The 17,335-nt window shown below is 65.9% G+C and carries 16 protein-coding genes; 12 read left to right on the top strand and 4 right to left on the bottom strand.

Annotated elements, in window-relative coordinates:
• Nucleotides 1–28 precede the first annotated feature (28 nt).
• The 3 genes from BLW00_RS09110 to sucB all read left to right on the top strand — a co-directional run bounded on the left by BLW00_RS09110 (nt 29) and on the right by sucB (nt 4,555).
• On the top strand, nt 29–1,582 hold the full coding sequence (locus BLW00_RS09110; RefSeq protein ID WP_092552655.1) for a leucyl aminopeptidase: 1,554 nt from the start codon (nt 29–31) through the stop codon (nt 1,580–1,582).
• A gap of 89 nt (nt 1,583–1,671) precedes the next feature.
• Nucleotides 1,672–3,045 (top strand): dihydrolipoyl dehydrogenase, encoded by a 1,374-nt coding sequence (gene lpdA, locus BLW00_RS09105; protein ID WP_092552652.1) that lies wholly within the window; start codon nt 1,672–1,674, stop codon nt 3,043–3,045.
• Between the two features lie 49 nt (nt 3,046–3,094).
• A complete protein-coding gene (gene sucB / locus BLW00_RS09100; protein WP_092552649.1) occupies nt 3,095–4,555 on the top strand; it encodes a 2-oxoglutarate dehydrogenase, E2 component, dihydrolipoamide succinyltransferase in 1,461 nt (486 codons plus the stop codon).
• Here sucB and BLW00_RS09095 read toward each other — a convergent pair.
• A complete protein-coding gene (locus BLW00_RS09095) occupies nt 4,552–6,003 on the bottom strand; it encodes a hypothetical protein (protein WP_092552646.1) in 1,452 nt (483 codons plus the stop codon). The genes sucB and BLW00_RS09095 overlap by 4 nt on opposite strands.
• A gap of 138 nt (nt 6,004–6,141) precedes the next feature.
• Between BLW00_RS09095 and BLW00_RS09090 the strand changes: the two genes are divergently transcribed.
• The 3 genes from BLW00_RS09090 to glnA all read left to right on the top strand — a co-directional run bounded on the left by BLW00_RS09090 (nt 6,142) and on the right by glnA (nt 8,833).
• Complete coding sequence (locus BLW00_RS09090; RefSeq protein WP_092552643.1) at nt 6,142–6,855, top strand: DUF4191 domain-containing protein; 714 nt, start codon at nt 6,142–6,144, stop codon at nt 6,853–6,855.
• A gap of 7 nt (nt 6,856–6,862) precedes the next feature.
• Nucleotides 6,863–7,273 (top strand): RDD family protein, encoded by a 411-nt coding sequence (locus BLW00_RS09085; protein ID WP_092552640.1) that lies wholly within the window; start codon nt 6,863–6,865, stop codon nt 7,271–7,273.
• Nucleotides 7,274–7,408: 135 nt separating this feature from the next.
• Nucleotides 7,409–8,833: a type I glutamate--ammonia ligase gene (glnA, locus tag BLW00_RS09080; RefSeq protein ID WP_092552637.1), complete on the top strand. Its 1,425-nt coding sequence runs from the start codon at nt 7,409–7,411 to the stop codon at nt 8,831–8,833.
• Here glnA and BLW00_RS09075 read toward each other — a convergent pair.
• Together BLW00_RS09075 and BLW00_RS09070 are read right to left on the bottom strand one after the other, a co-directional pair.
• Nucleotides 8,775–9,947, bottom strand: coding sequence for a tyrosine-type recombinase/integrase (locus tag BLW00_RS09075; protein ID WP_092552634.1), 1,173 nt, complete (start codon nt 9,945–9,947; stop codon nt 8,775–8,777). The genes glnA and BLW00_RS09075 overlap by 59 nt on opposite strands.
• Nucleotides 9,947–10,444, bottom strand: coding sequence for a helix-turn-helix domain-containing protein (locus BLW00_RS09070; protein ID WP_092552631.1), 498 nt, complete (start codon nt 10,442–10,444; stop codon nt 9,947–9,949). Before BLW00_RS09070 ends, BLW00_RS09075 begins: the two co-directional genes overlap by 1 nt.
• Nucleotides 10,445–10,548: 104 nt before the next feature.
• Between BLW00_RS09070 and BLW00_RS09065 the strand changes: the two genes are divergently transcribed.
• The 6 genes from BLW00_RS09065 (at nt 10,549) to BLW00_RS09040 (ending at nt 16,015) form a co-directional block, all read left to right on the top strand.
• Entirely contained in the window at nt 10,549–10,713 is a 165-nt protein-coding gene (locus BLW00_RS09065) for a helix-turn-helix transcriptional regulator (protein WP_092554612.1), read from the top strand.
• A gap of 359 nt (nt 10,714–11,072) precedes the next feature.
• The gene (locus tag BLW00_RS09060) at nt 11,073–11,510 is read left to right on the top strand and encodes a hypothetical protein (protein WP_092552628.1); all 438 of its coding nucleotides are present in this window, start codon (nt 11,073–11,075) and stop codon (nt 11,508–11,510) included.
• Nucleotides 11,507–12,304 carry a helix-turn-helix domain-containing protein gene (locus BLW00_RS09055; RefSeq protein WP_322788336.1) on the top strand — a complete coding sequence of 266 codons (798 nt, stop codon included), beginning with the start codon at nt 11,507–11,509 and terminating at the stop codon, nt 12,302–12,304. Before BLW00_RS09060 ends, BLW00_RS09055 begins: the two co-directional genes overlap by 4 nt.
• Nucleotides 12,273–12,668, top strand: coding sequence for a hypothetical protein (locus BLW00_RS22890; protein WP_139256672.1), 396 nt, complete (start codon nt 12,273–12,275; stop codon nt 12,666–12,668). Before BLW00_RS09055 ends, BLW00_RS22890 begins: the two co-directional genes overlap by 32 nt.
• Nucleotides 12,655–14,589 carry a phage tail tape measure protein gene (locus BLW00_RS09045; RefSeq protein WP_092552619.1) on the top strand — a complete coding sequence of 645 codons (1,935 nt, stop codon included), beginning with the start codon at nt 12,655–12,657 and terminating at the stop codon, nt 14,587–14,589. Before BLW00_RS22890 ends, BLW00_RS09045 begins: the two co-directional genes overlap by 14 nt.
• Nucleotides 14,590–14,707: 118 nt before the next feature.
• A complete protein-coding gene (locus BLW00_RS09040; RefSeq protein WP_092552615.1) occupies nt 14,708–16,015 on the top strand; it encodes a phage major capsid protein in 1,308 nt (435 codons plus the stop codon).
• 538 nt (nt 16,016–16,553) lie between these two features.
• Here the strand turns inward: BLW00_RS09040 and BLW00_RS09035 are convergent.
• Complete coding sequence (locus BLW00_RS09035) at nt 16,554–16,754, bottom strand: hypothetical protein (RefSeq protein WP_139256671.1); 201 nt, start codon at nt 16,752–16,754, stop codon at nt 16,554–16,556.
• Nucleotides 16,755–17,335 lie beyond the last annotated feature (581 nt).

Raw genomic sequence — 17,335 nt, 5'->3', positions numbered from 1 at the left:
AATCGTCCGGTCGCCCTAACATGGCCGAATGACCTCCGCGACCGTCTCCCTCCTCTTCACCGCCGAGCCCCTCACCACCGATCTCCTCGTCGTCGCCGCATCCGTGAGCGGCGAACGCGGCGCGGAGACGGCCGCGGTGCGCGGCGACGTTCTCGACGGGCTCGCAGAATCGCTGCGCGCCGTCGGATTCACGGGCAAGAAGGACGAGCTGGTGCGGCTTCCGGCACCGGCCGGTGCGACTGCGGCGAGCATCGCGGTCGTCGGTCTGGGCACCGCGACGGCGGGCGCCGACGAGCTCCGCTACGCCGCCGGCGTCGCCGCTCGCCGGCTCGGTGGGCGCGAGCGACTCGTGCTCGACTTCGGGGTCACCTCGGCCACCGAACTCGAAGCAGTGCTCGAAGGCGCCGGACTCGGAGCGTACGACTACAGCGACTACCGGGGGGCGGGGCGCGAGGATGCCGCAGCCGCGACGCCGGGCGCAGAGGCCGGTTCCGGCACCCGCTCCGCTTCCGGCTCGGGCGAGCCCCGTGAGATCGCGGTGATCGGCGCGGGCGACGCCGAGGCCGACGCCCGCGCGCTCCGCCGGGCACGCGCATCCGTCGACGCCGTGACACTGGTGCGCGACCTCGTGAACATCCCCGCCCTCGATCTCTACCCCTCGAACTACGCCGAGCGCGTGCAGCGGCTCGCGGAGGGACGGCCCTTCACCGTGAAGGTCTGGAACGAGCAGGAGCTCGTCGCCGAGGGCTTCGGCGGCATCGCCGGAGTCGGGCAGGGCTCCGCCCGGCCGCCTCGCCTGGTGCGGGTCGACTACTCCCCCGCCGGCGCGACGCGTCACGTCGCTCTGGTGGGCAAGGGCATCACCTTCGACACGGGCGGGCTCTCCCTGAAGCCGCCGGTCTCGATGATCGGTATGAAGTACGACATGGCCGGGTCGGCGACCGTGCTCGCCACGGTGCTCGCCGCCGCCGAACTCGAGCTGCCCGTCCACCTCACCGCGTGGCTGTGCCTCGCCGAGAACATGCCGTCGGGCGACGCCATCCGTCCGGGTGACGTGCTCACCATCCGCGGCGGACGCACCGTCGAAGTGCTGAACACGGATGCCGAGGGCCGGCTCGTGCTGGCCGACGGCCTGGTCGCGGCGAGCGAGGAGAAGCCCGACGCCATCATCGACGTCGCCACCCTCACCGGCGCCGCAGTGGTGGCCCTCGGCAACCGTTATGTGGCCACGATGGGCGACGAGGCGCTGGTGGCCGAGGTGCTCGGGGCCGCGCGCGAGGTGGGCGAGACGCTCTGGCACATGCCGCTGCCGGCCGAGCTCCGTCCTCTGCTCGCCTCCGACATCGCCGACATCGCGAACGTCAAGCCCGGCAACACGGCGGGCGGGATGCTCGTGGCCGGCGTCTTCCTGCAGGAGTTCGTCGGCAAGGACGACGAAGGCGAACGCATCCCGTGGGTTCACCTGGACATCGCCGGCGCCGCGCAGAACAAGGATGCGGGCTACGGCTTCACCGGAAAGGGACCGACCGGCGTGACCGTGCGCACCCTGCTCCGATTTGCCGAGCGGTCCTCCCGCGCGTAGTAAGGTCGTATGGGCGAAAAAATCTCGCCCATCTCCGTCAGCATCGGAACGATGCGAGGCGGAATCCTGATGCACGAGGGAGTTGCTTGGTGTCGGAACAGAATTTTGACATTGTGGTTCTCGGCGGCGGCAGCGGTGGCTATGCGGCCGCCTTGCGGGCCAGCCAGCTGGGATTCTCGGTCGCGATGATCGAGAAGGACAAAGTCGGCGGCACCTGTCTCCACCGTGGCTGCATCCCCACCAAAGCGCTCCTGCACTCGGCCGAGGTCGCCGACGTGTCGCGCGAGTCGGCCAAGTACGGCGTCAACACCACCTTCGGCGGCATCGACATCGCGGCGGTCACCGCCTACCGCGAGGGCATCGTCTCCAGCAAGTTCAAGGGCCTCGAGGGCCTCGTGAAGGCCCGCGGCATCACCACCATCGCCGGCACCGGCCGCCTCACCTCCCCCACCACCGTGCAGGTCGGTGACGACACGATCGTCGGCAAGAAGATCGTGCTGGCCACGGGCTCCTACTCGCGCACCCTCCCCAGTCTCGAGATCGGCGGACGGGTCATCACCTCGGAGCAGGCACTCACGCTCGACTACGTTCCGCAGAAGGTCGTCATCCTCGGCGGCGGCGTGATCGGCGTCGAATTCGCCAGTGTCTGGAAGTCGTTCGGAGCCGACGTCACCATCGTCGAGGCGCTCCCCCACCTGGTGCCGAACGAAGACGAGGCCATCTCGAAGCAGTTCGAGCGCGCGTTCCGCAAGCGCGGCATCAACTTCAACCTCGGCGTCCGGTTCTCGGGCGTCACCCAGAACGAGAACGGCGTCGTGGTCTCGCTCGAAGACGGCAAGACCTTCGACGGCGAGCTGCTGCTCGTGGCCGTCGGCCGCGGCCCGGCCACCCAGGGCCTCGGCTTCGAAGAGGCCGGTGTCACCATCGACCGCGGATTCGTCATCACCAACGACCGCCTCGAGACCAGCGTTCCCGGCGTCTACGCCGTGGGCGACATCGTTCCCGGCCTGCAGCTCGCGCACCGCGGCTTCCAGCAGGGCATCTTCGTGGCCGAGGAGATCGCGGGACTCAACCCCCAGATCGTCGAAGATGTCAACATCCCGAAGGTCACCTACTCCGACCCCGAGGTCGCGTCGGTCGGGCTCACCGAGGCGAAGGCGGCCGAGAAGTACGGCGCCGACAAGATCTCGGCCTACGACTACAACCTGGCGGGCAACGGCAAGAGCCACATCATCGGCACCACGGGTTCGGTGAAGGTCGTGCGCGTCAACGACGGGCCGGTCATCGGCATCCATATGATCGGCGCCCGCGTGGGCGAGCTGATCGGCGAGGGCCAGCTCATCGTGAACTGGGAGGCCTACCCCGAAGACGTGGCGTCGCTCATCCACGCGCACCCCACCCAGAACGAGGCGCTCGGCGAGGCGCACCTCGCGCTGGCCGGCAAGCCCCTGCACGCCATCTAGTCCTGCCAACACGGCGTATCAACGAACGGTTCCATAAGGAGACAAGGTCATGAGCGAATCCGTCAACCTTCCCGCACTCGGTGAGAGTGTCACGGAGGGTACGGTCACCCGCTGGCTCAAGAACGTCGGCGACCGGGTGGAGGTCGACGAGCCGTTGCTCGAGGTCTCGACCGACAAGGTCGACACCGAGATCCCGTCGCCCGTCGCGGGCGTGATCGAGGCCATTCTCGTCCAGGAGGACGAGACGGTCGAGGTCGGAACGGCTCTCGTGACGATCGGAGACGGATCGGGCGCCGCCCCGGCAGCCGAGGCTCCGGCACCGGCCGCCACCGAGGCTCCCGCGCCGGAACCCGTCGCCGCTGCCCAGCCTATCGCCCCCGCGCAGGAGGCTCCGGTTCAGGTCGTGACGCCGTCGACCGAGGCGCCGGCACCCGCCGAGCCTGCACCGGCCGCGGCTCCCGCACCGGTGCAGGAAGCGCCTGCTGCTGCTCCCGAGCCGATCGCTGCGGCCCCCGCACCGGTCGCCGCCGCACCGGCCGCGGCACCCGCACCCGCTGCTGCTCCGGCTCCCTCCGCCCCGGCTCCGGCTGCCGAGGCGCCCGTTGCCGGCGCCGGCAACGCCGGGTACGTGACCCCCCTCGTGCGCAAGCTCGCACACGACCGTGGCATCGACCTCGCGACCGTCTCCGGCTCGGGCGTCGGTGGCCGCATCCGCAAAGAAGATGTGCTCGCCGCGGTGTCGGCTCCGGCCGCCTCCGCCGCTCCGTCGACGCGCGCTCCGCTCGAGATCTCGCCGCTGCGTGGAACGACGCAGCCGATGTCGCGACTGCGCAAGGTCGTGGCCGAACGAGCCGTCGCCTCGATGCAGGCGTCGGCGCAGCTCACCACGGTGGTGCAGGTCGACGTCACGAAGGTGGCCGCGTTCCGCGACCAGGTGAAGGGCCGCTTCTTCGAGAAGACCGGCACCAAGCTCTCCTTCCTGCCGTTCTTCGCCCTCGCGGCCGCCGAGGCACTGAAGGCGTACCCGATCATCAACGCCACGGTCGACGGCGAGAACATCGTCTACCCCGACCACGAGGGCATCAGCATCGCGGTCGACACCGAGCGCGGCCTCCTCACCCCCGTGGTGAAGAACGCGGGCGACCTCGACATCGCCGGATTCGCCACGCAGATCGCCGATCTCGCCGACCGCACCCGCAACAACAAGCTGAAGCCCGACGAGCTGGCCGGCGGCACGTTCACGCTCACCAACACCGGTTCGCGGGGCGCGCTCTTCGACACCCCGCTGGTGTTCCTGCCGCAGGTCGCGATCCTCGGCACCGGCGTCGTGGTGAAGCAGCCCGCCGTGGTGAAGGTCGACGGCGGCGAGGCCATCGCCATCCGGTCCATCGTGTACCTGGCGCTCAGCTACGACCACCGGATCGTCGACGGCGCCGACGCGGCACGCTTCCTCACGGCTGTGAAGAGCCGCCTCGAAGACGGATCGTTCGAAGCCGACCTCGGCATCTAGTCGGGCCCCCGCCCGACGCGGTACGACCGAAGCCTCCAGCCGGTCTCGCCCCTCATCACGAGGAGCGAGACCGGCTTCGTCGTCTCCGGGGGGCTCGCGCCCTCGATCGTGCCGCGCAGCAGGGCGGTGGCGCCGATCCGCTCGACCAGTTCGACCCCCGTGATCGAAGCGAGCGGGTCGTCGGATGGCGCGGTCGCTCGCGCGATCTCCTGGTCGGCGAGCAGAGCCGGCGCGTTCCACTGATCGACAGCGTCGAGACATCGCGGCTCATCGGTTCGCAGGCATTCCCGTCGCCGATCGAGGAGCGCCGACGCGGCGCGGACCGGATCATCGGATTCGATGGCCGACGGTGGCCCTGCGGAGCCGGCCTCTTCGCCCTGGAGCGTGACGCCACTCGGCGAGCCCGTGACCCCGGGCGCCTCTCCTCGGGCCGACGACTCCGCTGCCGACGACTCGTCGCCCGCCTCTGCGGCGGCGTGCCCGTTCGCCGGGATGAGCAGGCAGCCGGCGACGGCGGCGGCCACCACGAGCACTCCGGCGGCGGCCAGGATTCGCCTCCGCCGTGGAGCCATCGCCCCCGCCGAGCGACGTCGTACCAGGCCCCGCAGCGCGGCCGCGCTCTCGCGGAGGGCGAGCACCGCGGGCTCCACCGTCTCGAGGAAGGCGAGCTCGTGGCCGGGCTCCTCCACCGCACCGTCGGTCCACCGCCAGGCTTCGTCGAGGCCGGAGGTCGACGATCCACTGTCGTGCGAAGCGGACCCTTCTCCGGGCGAATCCTGCCTGCCCGCCCGCGGCGTCACCACCGGATCTCGCAACTCGACTTCCCCACCAGTCCACGACCGGCGTGAGAAGGCCACGATGCCCCGCCCACGCGTGAACACGGCGACGGCGCGGAGGTCGTCGCCCACGAGCGCGTCGAACCCGGCCTCCCCCGCGAATCGCGCCGACCGGAACCCCACGAGGGAATGGTCGCCGTCGTCGCCCACGAGCACCGCGTCCGCATCCAGCCCGCCATGCGCGACACCCGCCTCGTGCAGTTCGTCGACCAGGCGGGACAGTTCGCCCGGGTCCACCGCCGGCCGGCCGGCGCGCGGCACCGGCGAAGACCCCGGGCGGCCTCGGCACAGGGTCATCACCATCACCAACTCACCGCGTTCCGTGGTGCCGAGATCGAGCAGCCGCGGCATCGCAGCGATGGGGCGCAGCGCCAGCACGCGGCACTCCGTCTCCCGCCCGAATTCTCCGGCGACGGGGTCGGCTCCCGACGTCAGGCAGAGCTTCACCGCCACCGGATCGCTCCCGGCGACATCCGCGCCGCCATCGCCCACATCGAGCACGCCGGCATAGACGTTCGCGGACTCTCCGACGCCGATCAGCTCGTGCAGCCGATACCCGGCGACCGCAGGACCGAGGGCGGAAAGAGCGGGCGGAGACGTGCCTAATGTCATGCCCCGAGCATCCTTTCCAATTCTCCTCCGCGCACCTCGTCGCCGCGATCTGGGGACGGATCCGCGCATCCGTTCGCTTGTGGAGGACTGCTCGGATCGTGGCTTCCGCCGTCGGTTCGACGAAGTATCCTTGGAGGCATGGCACGCAAGACCGACGCAACACCGAAAGCCCCGAAAGAGCCGGGCCGCATCAAACAGATGTGGCAGGTCTTCACGATGACCCGCCGCTACGACAAGAACGCCGTGTGGCTGATGGCCCTCGGTTTCGGCGTGCCCGTGCTCGTGGGTGTGGCTCTGGCCCTGATCTTCTCGCGCGACAACGTGTTCGCCATGGTGATGTGGATTCTCGCGGGCGTTCTCGGCGGTCTGCTGGCCGCTCTCATCATCCTCGGCCGCCGCGCCGAGCGCGCCGCCTACAAGCAGATCGAAGGGCAGCCCGGCGCTGTGGGCGCCGTTCTGCGCAGTTCGCTGAAGCGCAGCTGGCGCGGCAGCGAGATGCCCGTGGCCGTCAACGGGAAGACGCAGGATGCGGTCTACCGTGCCGTCGGCCGTGGCGGCGTCGTGCTGATCAGCGAAGGACCCCGCTCCCGCACCAACAAGATGCTCGAGGAGGAGCGTCGCAAGGTGCTCCGCATCCTCCCGAACGTGCCCGTGACCTTCCTCTCGGTCGGCCCGGATCCGGATGCGGTGCCTCTGCACCGTGTCGCCGCCAAGATGGCGCGCATCAAGCCGAACCTCACCAAGCCCGAGGTCATGGCCGTCTCCAACCGGCTCACGTCGCTGTCGTCGTCTCCGTTGCCCATCCCCAAGGGCATCGACCCGATGCGGATGCGTCCGCAGCGCGGCCGCTGAGACCGGGGTGGCAAGCGTCTCGGGAGGTGCTGCTCCGAGCGAGTGGCCAGGAGAACGTCTCGGCCTGAACCGGGAGGGGCACGGTTCGATCGCTCGCTCCGGCCGCAGGATCGCGGCCCTCCTGATCGACTTCGCCTTCTGCTACGTGATCTACTTCGCGTTCTTCTTCGAGAATCCCTTCGCGTCGAGCATCATCTTCTTCATCGAGCAGGTCGTGCTCATGATCACGCTGGGCGGCGGGCTCGGGCATCTGCTCCTCGGGATGCGGGTGGTGCGGCTCGACGGGAGCTACGCGGGCTGGTGGCGACCGATCGTGCGCACGCTCCTGCTCATGCTGGTCATCCCGGCGGTCATCTGGGATTCCGATCAGCGGGGCCTCCACGACGTCTTCGCGGGCACGGTGCTCGTCAAACGCTGAGATTCCGGGCCTCTTCGGAGGGTTCGTAACATCCCGGAAACAATTGCGACACCGCCGGGTAATGCCGCGCCTCTAGGGTGGCGGTGGCTGCATCTGCAGCTGTTTTCTGTACCAAGCCATTTGGAGATCTCTCACATGTTCAGTGACTCTTCCGAGGTGCTCAAGTTCATCAAGGACACGGACGTCAAGTTCCTTGATATCCGGTTCACCGATCTTCCCGGTGTCCAGCAGCACTTCAACATCCCCGCCGCCACCGTCGACGAGGAGTTCTTCGCCGTCGGTCAGCTCTTCGACGGCTCCTCGATCCGCGGCTTCGCGTCGATCCACGAGTCGGACATGCAGCTCATCCCTGACGTCTCCACGGCTTACATCGATCCCTTCCGGGCCGAGCGCACCCTGATCCTCGTCTTCGACATCTACAACCCGCGCAACGGCGAGATCTACTCGCGCGACCCGCGTCAGGTTGCGAAGAAGGCCGAGAAGTACCTCGCCTCGACCGGCATCGCCGACACCGCGTTCTTCGCCCCCGAGGCCGAGTTCTACATCTTCGACGACGTGCGCTACGAGGTGAAGCAGAACTCGAGCTTCTACTCCGTCGACTCCTCCGAGGCCGCCTGGAACACGGGCCGCGTCGAAGAAGGCGGAAACCTCGCCAACAAGACCCCCTACAAGGGCGGCTACTTCCCCGTCAGCCCGGTCGACCAGCACGCCGACCTGCGCGACGACATCTCGCTCAAGCTGATCGACTCCGGTCTCATCCTCGAGCGCGCCCACCACGAGGTCGGCACCGCCGGCCAGGGTGAGATCAACTACCGCTTCGACACCATGGTGCACGCGGCCGACGACATCCTGAAGTTCAAGTACATCGTCAAGAACACGGCGAACCTCTGGGGCAAGACCGCGACGTTCATGCCGAAGCCGCTCTTCGGCGACAACGGATCGGGCATGCACACCCACCAGTCGCTGTGGAACGACGGCACCCCGCTGTTCTACGACGAGGCCGGCTACGGCGGACTCAGCGACCTCGCCCGCTGGTACATCGGCGGTCTGCTGAAGCACGCCCCCGCGGTGCTCGCCTTCACGAACCCGACGGTGAACTCCTACCACCGCCTGGTCCCCGGCTTCGAGGCTCCGGTCAACCTGGTCTACTCGGCCGGTAACCGTTCCGCGTCGATCCGCATCCCGATCACGGGAACGAACCCGAAGGCCAAGCGCATCGAGTTCCGCGCACCGGATGCCTCGGGCAACCCCTACCTCGCCTTCGCGGCGCAGCTGATGGCGGGCCTGGACGGCATCCAGAACCGCATCGAGCCGCACGAGCCCGTCGACAAGGACCTCTACGAGCTGCCCCCCGAGGAAGCCAAGAACATCCCCCAGGTGCCGGCATCGCTCGGCGAGGCCCTCGACGCGCTCGAGGCCGACCACGAGTTCCTCACCAAGGGCAACGTGTTCACCCCCGACCTGATCGAGACCTGGATCACGTACAAGCGTGAGAACGAGATCAAGCCGATCGCCCAGCGCCCGCACCCCTTCGAGTACGAGCTGTACTACGGCGTGTAGCTAGATCACGCGGGATTCCGGGGGTTTCGACCCCTCTAGTCCGCAAAAAGTCCGCACGAGTTGCCATTGTCTTCGCGATGGCAGCTCGTGCGGACTCTTCTTTGTCCGGCCACATGTGCCCGTAGGTGTCGAGGGTGACTTTCGCGGACGCATGGCGCAGCAGCTTCTGAACCGTCTTGATGTCCATGTTCGACGCGATCAGGAACGACGCGAAGTAGTGCCGTAGGTCCTGGATGCGGAACCCCGCGGGTAGCCCCTTGATCGAGTCGGCCACCTTCCGGAAAGCCGTCTCGATTGTGTACGGCGACACCGGGCGCCCGAAGGCACCGACGACGAGTGTCGCACTCCCCCACTTCGCCGGGACGCGCGACAGCTCGGTGCAGAGGTCAAGCGGAATCGGGATCGGCGTTTTCGAAGTCTCGGTTTTCAGAGGTAGCGCCGGGTACTGAACCTCCGGAGTGATGATGCCCCGGAGGAAATCAACATCGCTCGTTCGGAGCGCCGCTATCTCTCCGATCCGAAGCCCGGCGAAGGCGCCAAGCAGGATCACCGGCTTGAAATGGGCGGGCATCCGCTCGTGCAGCTCCCAGACCTGCTCAGTGGTCGCGACGTACATTCGCTGCTTCGCCTGTCCCGGCGAGGTACGTCTGCTGACCGGAGAGCGCGGCACGAGGCCGTCGTGCACCGCGTCGGTGAAGATGTGAGACAGGCGCGAATGCAGCGCGTAAACGGTCGAATCTGCCAGCCCGGATGCCTTGAGCGCCGCCGTCCACGCCTTCACATCCGAGGGACGCACATCACGAAGCTGGCGAGAGCCGAACGCCGTCTTGATGTGCTTCACGTGCGAGCGCGCCTGACGCACTGATGATGCTCGATTCTGTTCGTAGGCCGATAGCCAGGTGTCGCACCACTCCCCTACCGTGAGCTTCGCCAATTTCGGGTCGACGTACGTGCCCGTCACTACCGAAGTGGTTACGTGATCGAGCCAGTGCTGCGCGCTGTCCTCAGGATGGCGGGGGTTGTTCTTGTACTTGAAGTGCCTAGCGTGCTCTTTGCCGTCCGCGTCGCGGAAACGAGCCCGCCACGAACCATCGGGCCGCTGTCTAATGCTCATTAGCGATCTCGGATTTGGCGCGACGCGCGAAGGTCGGCACTGAAATCCGCCTGGACGTCGAGCCACCAAGGCTTAGACATTTCCTGGAATTGCTGCCTTTCAGCCGCTCGCGCAGCCTCGTCATGATTCTTGTTCCTCATGAAATGGGGGCTCACCCCGAGCCCCCAGAGCCATGCATCCTCAGCCGGAATCTCCGTGCCGTTCTCTAACAATGAGACGGCCACATAGGGAGTGTTTGGGAACGGCAGCAGCAATGAGAGTGGAGAGACATTAAGCGCGTAGGCAAGCGCCATCAGGTCGTCGATGTCCACTCTCCTGTCGCCGGATTCAATGCGGCCGATGCTGGCTTTCGGAATAGGGCGCCCGATTTGGTCTAGCTCTGCGGAGAGCTGATCCTGCGTCATCCCGAGGTGCTGCCGAACTTCACGTACCCGATTCCCAAATCGCACACCTGTGGCGCCGATATCGTTTCCGCGCTGCCTGCCTGTAGTTGCCATGCATTGAGCATAGTTGACTTCTAACGCAACTGGCTATACCTTCGCTATAACGCAACAAGCTGCGAAAGGAGGTAACTGTGAAAGTAGACCAGAACGAAGCCCCCATGCTGCTAACGCTGGACGAAGCGGCACAAAGACTGCGCAAGACTCCTGCCGCTCTGCGGTGGCTCATCCACCGCGGGACTGCCCCAAAATCCGCTCTCATCGGTGGGCGCCGGATGTTCCGTGCCCATGATGTCGACGCTTACATCGCGGCGGCGTTCGCGTAGAACGGCGATCCTCGGCCCGTCAGGCTGACTCGCTGCCCGCAAGACGGGCTAGCAACTTCACAACTCCATAGAGAACGAACTACCCACTCGCGGCGCGGCTCTGTCAGCTCCATCGGGTGAGTGATGCACGCGGGCATGATCCGCGCCACAGTGGCGGGCCTCCGAGCTTGCTCAGCCTCTCGCTCACCCCTCTGAGTTGATATCTGCGTGGTGGGAGTTCAGGAGCGTTCGCCCGGCGAGAGTTTGCATCCTCGCCAGGAGGTTCCCCGGTTCGATTCCGGCGAACGCACGCAATACGCAAAAGGCCCGGCGCTAGAGACGCCGGGCCGACATTCGCAACTCCGAGAGGAATCGAGAAGATGAACGAACAGACCATAGCAGGCGAGGCTCCCCCGGCCGCTGTCGTAAGTTGCGCCGAGCCCGGATGCATCCGCTACGGCAACGATCACCCCCTGCTAGATGCCGACGACGAGTTGTTCATCCACGAGGCCGCCCACGTACTCACTCCCGACTACGAAATCGTGGTCGAGCGCCTGAGCGACGCGAGCCAATGGCGCGTCGATGTCGCGGTTCACGACACGGGCTTTGATCTAGACACCACCGCCGCACTCGCCGCCGACATCGCAGCACTCGTTCACGTAGCCAAGTCGATGAACGCCCGAGGCGCTGCGCGCCCCGTAGGCGCGTCAGTAACGAGCGGGACGGGTGAGAGTGCCAGAGAACTGGTGTTCGAGTCTCAGAACCCGCTCAGCGACCCGGAGAGGGAACGCGTGTTCGCTGGCGAGTCTGGCCTGTGAGCCTTCGCGCTCTCGTGTGGGCATGGGGGCAGGTGCCACTTACCCTCGGTGAGGACGGTAGCCCCCCGCTAGTGCCGAAGCCATCCCTGGCCGCGAAACTCGTTCTGATGGCGCTGGCTGACTACGCCGACGAGGCGGGATCGTGCTTTCCTTCGCACGCCACGCTGTCAGCTATGTGCTGCATGTCGACAAAGACCGTCTCCCGCGCCATCGAAATTCTCGAGCGCCGCGAGCTGCTGACCCGCGAGCAACGTCGCAGAGGCAACGGCTCCCGAACATCCGACAGGTACGTTCTGCACCTCAACGGCGCACCGGAAAAGCAACCGGACAATCTGTCGGGTAGTGGTCGGCCACAACCCGACAACCTGTCCGCCCCTAACGGACAATCTGTCGGGGCCAGATCCATCTACTTAACCGATGAGACTGATCAATCTCTCTTACTAGGTACAGACCGCGCGCACGTCGAGTTGGAGACACCCTCGCAGCCGGGTGTCGACACGGCCGCTGTCGCAGTCTGCCTGCGTAACGAGGGTCTGAACCCCGACCAGTACGACATCGCTCGCGCCATCTCCGGAATTCTCGGGCGAACGTCTGTGTCGGTGGCTCGACCTGCCGCCTACGTCGCGAAGGGGATTCGTATGGCGCCTGACGAGTGGCTAGTGCGTCAGCGCCCACGCACAGTCTCCTGCGATGCCGGGCACAAGTGGTGGGGGCCATTCAATGACCGTTGCCTGAGGTGCGATGAAGAGCGTCCGAACTGGCGTGACGACAGAGACGCGGCGCAAGCCGCCTAGCGAAAGGAAGTACCGAATCACAGGAGAAACCAAATCGAGTCGCTGGCGCGGGTTCAAACTTGACCCGCCTGTTTCGAGCCGCTACTGCGGCCCGATCAGCGCAGAAGAGTCCCTATCCATCGGCCTCGCGGAACGAGAGCACTTCGTCATGCTCAGCCACGAGGGCGCGGAGACAGGACGGAAGATTACGCTCGTGAGCCCCGATGTCGAGTACGGAGAATTCCTCCGAGTCGGCGCGGAGGCGCTGGGGCAAAGCATTATTCAGGTGGCACCAGCGAAGTTCTCGCTCGTGCTGATCGGGTGGCCCGAAACGATTCTCGCCGAATGGCTCGGCGAGGCCGAAAGCCCCGATGTCGGCGGGTAAGGATTTCGTTGTCAGCATCCTGGGTGACACCGGGGGCGTGGACAAGGCGTTCTCACTTTTCGAAAAGAACGCAGGCAAGATCGCGGCGGGCGCAGCAGCGGCGTTCGCTGGGGCGAAGATCGGACAGGCTTTCGCCGAGAGCCTAGACATCGAGTCATCCCAGGCGCACATGAACGCCGAGCTGAACCTGACCGCCGCCGAGTCCGCTCGAATCGGTGGCGCTGCGGGCAAGCTCTTTGCCGAGAACTACGGCGAGAACATGCAGGAGGTGAACGGGGCCGTCACGGCGGTCATCGGTTCATTCGACGGCATGCGCGAGGCCAGCGAAGCCGACCTCGCGTCGATGACAGGCAAAGCGATGACGTTCGCGGATGTGTTCTCTGTCGATGTAGGGCGCTCTGCACAGATCGCAAGCCAGATGATCACGCAGGGCATCGCGGTCGACGGGGCGCAGGCATTCGACCTGCTCACCGCGGCCATGAACAAGATGCCGGTGGAGCTGCGCGCCGATCTGCTAGACGCGACAGACGAGTACGGCGGGTTCTTTGCGCAGCTCGGGTTCTCGGGCGAGCAGGCCATGAGCATGCTCGTCGCGGGCAGTGCGAAAGGCATGTACGGAATCGACAAGACGGGCGACGCGGTGAAGGAATTCGCGGTGCTCGTCTCGACCGATATCGGCCGCACGCAGCCGATCATCGAGGGTTTGGGGCTGAACTACGGAGATATGTCCGCGAAGCTCCTAGCGGGCGGCGAACAGGGCGCCGAGGCCACGCAGATGATCGTGAGTGCCCTGCTCGGCGTGACCGATCCGGCCGCGCAGGCGCAGGCCGCAGTCGGCCTGTTCGGCGCCCCGCTTGAGGATCTGGGAACCGATGGAATCCCGAAATTCCTCGCTTCCCTACAGGGCACTGCTGGTGGCCTCGGCGAGGTCGAAGGGCGCCTGGATTCCGTGGGCGACAAGCTGAACGACACCGCCGAGCATCGAATCGAGGAAGTGAAGCGTGGCTTCGATTCGTGGCTGTTGCAGATCGTGAGCATCCCCGGACCACTTGGGGACATCGCAGCGGGAATGATGGCGTTCGGCCCGGCAGCCTTGCAGGTCGCCGCCGCCGTCGTTCCCTTGATCGCGTTCCGAGGCGCACAGACCGCGGGTACCGCCGCAACCAACATGAACACGGCAGCGCAGTCCGCGAACAACGTCGCTTGGTACGCCAGCCCGGTGACATGGATCATCGCCGGAATTGTGGTCGCTATTGGCCTACTCGTGCTCGCCGGTATATGGCTCGTTCAAAACTGGGATGGCGTCGTGAAATGGCTCGGCGAAGCTTGGGCGAACATCCTCGCCGGGGCGCAGTGGTTCATCGGAGTGATATCCGATGCGTTCCTGAACTTCACCCCGCTCGGGTTCATCATCAAGAACTGGGGCGCAATCACCGAATGGTTCGGTGGCTGGTGGGGCGGCATCCAGGGAATGACCGGCGACGCCGTGAACTGGCTCGGTGGCAAAGTGAGCGAGTTCGTCGGATTCTTTACCTCGATTCCGGATCGAGTCGGCGAAGCCTGGCAAGGGCTGCAAGACCTCGCAGTCGGCACGATGCGGAATATCGCGAACTTCGTCATCGACACCTGGAACAACACCCTCGGCGGACTCGATGTGAAGCTGCCCGACATCCTCGGCGGTGCCCACATCAAGTTCGACAAGCTGCAAAACATTCCGGCGCTCGCCGAGGGTGGAATCGTCAGCTCGCCGACACTTGCCCTCATTGGTGAAGCTGGCCCGGAGGCCGTCGTTCCGCTCGCGCAATATCGCGGGTCGGGCGAGCGCGACGGGCCGATTTACGTAGAACAACACCTCGACGTGACCCTCGACGGCGCGCGGGTCTACAAGCAGCTCAAGACCGTAGAGCTGAAACGCCGCTAAAGCGTGTGCCCACGGTTGGCCGTGGGCACACCCCAGCAGTACCCACCCGGCCACCCGCCGGGTGATCAACGCGGGCCTGCACCTGCAGGCCTCAATCGCCCTCGAAAGGGGAAACTGAATGACATCAGCCATCGCAACCAACATCAAGCGCATCATGGACGAGCGTGCCGCCGCGTGGGAGAACACCGCCAAGCCGCTGGCCGAAATCGCGCAGACCCGCGAGTTCACCGCCGAAGAGCGGCAGACCTGGGAGCGCGCCGAGGCCGACCACGCGGCCTACTCCGAGCGCATCAAGTCACTGCGCCTCTCGCTCGATCAGGAACGCGAGATTGCCGAGTTTGCACACTCGCAATCCGAGAGCCGCGACAGCGCGGCGCACTGGATCAACGTGGACACCGGGGCACCCGCTGCCCTGCGGTCAAATGAGCGGTTCAGTTCACACCCGGTCGCAGCTCGCGGTTCGGAGCGTGACGACCTCGCCAAGGCGCAGTATTCGGGTGTCGGTGAAATGGTCCGAGCCCTCACCACGACGGGCGGCTCAGCGATCATCCCGACCGATTGGGCCGGCCAGCTCATCGACCTGGCCCGAGCGAAAGCAGCCGTGACGCAGGCGGGGGCTACCATCGTCCCGATGGGCGCCCCGACCGTCAACATCGGCCGTATCACGGGCGACCCGAGCGCAGCGTTCCGCGCCGAGGGCTCGGCGATCACGTCGAGTGATCCCACATTCGACAACGTGACACTAACGTCGAAATCGATGTCTGCGCTGGTCATCGGAACCCGCGAATGGTTCCAAGACGCCGAGAACGCCGATCAGGTCGTCGCTGCGGCCATTGCTCAGGCCATCGCGGGGCAGCTCGATATGGTGGCCCTCTACGGCGCCATCACGGCCGGTGCCGGTGCGATCAACCTTCCCACGCCTCCGAACCCTCGGGGCATCCTTGCCGCGCTGAACGCGAACAAGCCCGCGAATGTGCTCGGCACGGCCGCAGCGAATGGCACGCCTCAGACGACGGGAGCGTACTGGAATGAGGTCATCGACCTGCTGTACACAGTTCGCAACGGAAACGAGAACCCGACCGGGCTCGTCTGGAACAGTCGCCTCGATCAGCAGTATGCCAAGGCCTACGACACGACCGGGCAGCCGCTGAGCATCCCTGCTGCCGTGGCCGATGTTCCGCGCTACAGCAGCAACACCATCCCGTCGTACACGCTCGGCACGATGGCAAACCGCGCGACCGACCTATTCGCGGGAGACTTCTCGCAGCTCATCATCGGGCAGCGCCTCGGCCTCACCATCCAGGTGCTGAACGAGCGCTATGCCGACGAGGGGAAGATCGGAGTTGTGGCCCACTGGCGAGGCGACATTCAGCCCGCGCGCCCCGGCGCATTTGCGGTGTACCGAGGCTTGCAGGGCGCCGCGTGACCCGAAGCGAAGCCGTAGCAGACCTCGCCGCGCGTACAGGGCTCACGCCGCGCGAGGCTGAGAACGTCGTCGTAAGGGAGTCAGGGCCGCGCCACGTAGCCGCGACCGCTGTTCTGGCTAACGGTTATCTTCACACCGTGCATCCCGACACCGGCCTTGATGTCGTGTTCGTGCCAGGCGAGGCGATTCCGGAATGGGCCACAGCGCCTAAGCCCACCGCGTAGAGCACCGGCGTCAACCTCACCGTTCGCGCTTCTCCTTTCAGCGTGATTCGGATGGATGATCAGTGAGCCGGTGTGATTACCGACACTGACCTGATCAGCGCCCAATGAATGGCCCACACTCTCACGGTGTGGGCCATTCGGCGTTAACGGGCAGAAGCTTGAGAGATGGATGAGAACGCAGTAGACAAAGCTCGGGCTAAGGCAATCAGCAGGGCCGGTGCGGCGCTTGCACAAGCGGTGGCACGCCTAAATTCAGAACGCCTTAGGGAGGGGGTGCCAGTCGCCGCACCAACCGCTACGCCCGGAGGGTGAAGCTACGAAGCAATCAGCTCGAACTCGGCGATGTCCTCGACGTAGAGTCGCACGGGCAGTAACGAGCCAACGACCGAGAGGTCATAGCCCCAGGCGGAAGAGCCATCGGCCCACTTGCGTAGGAACCGAGCATCGGGATCGGTGGTGACGAGCGTGCGGCCGTCAGTGGTGTGGACAAGAGCAGTGACAGGGAATGTGAGCATGCCTGAACCGTACTGAGCCAGAACGCGCATATCCACTATTACGGAATCGTGTACACATTCGTCCCGTCTAGTGCAGTCCCGTGCAGGGGTGCGGGCGTGACCGCGACCATTTTTGCACCTGAGCGCCACGGGAAGCCCTCGGCGTTCCCACTTCTCCCTCTCCCCGATCCCGTGAAATGCCACGTGGGTACAGGAAGCACAGAAGCGGGCACCTTAAGCCCTAGCAGGGCTGACACCACACAGGGGGATGGTGCGGCTACCCGAGCGCTCAGAAGGGCGCCTGAGATTCCGGTATGGGTACACGAACCGCGGACCCACCTTGCGGAAAGTACCCATGTTGATACCCTCAACGCATGAGAGAGAGTGAAGCCACGTTGCTATCCCGCCCACCGGCGCGGGAGCAGGCACCGGAAGGAATCACTCATGGCACATTCACCTCACAGGCGATGGCGCGGCTGCGCGCTCTGTAAGCCACACAAAATTCGAGGTGCTGGCGCCAGTTCGCGTACGCCTCCGTCCGTGCTCCGCAAGGTCGGCCGTAAGCGGCGATGGAATCGGAACGATATTGATCCGGCAAGTGA

The organism is Herbiconiux ginsengi, from assembly GCF_900107435.1.
Classification (GTDB): Bacteria; Actinomycetota; Actinomycetes; order Actinomycetales; family Microbacteriaceae; genus Herbiconiux; species Herbiconiux ginsengi.
This window is presented reverse-complemented; position numbering and strand designations above follow the sequence as displayed.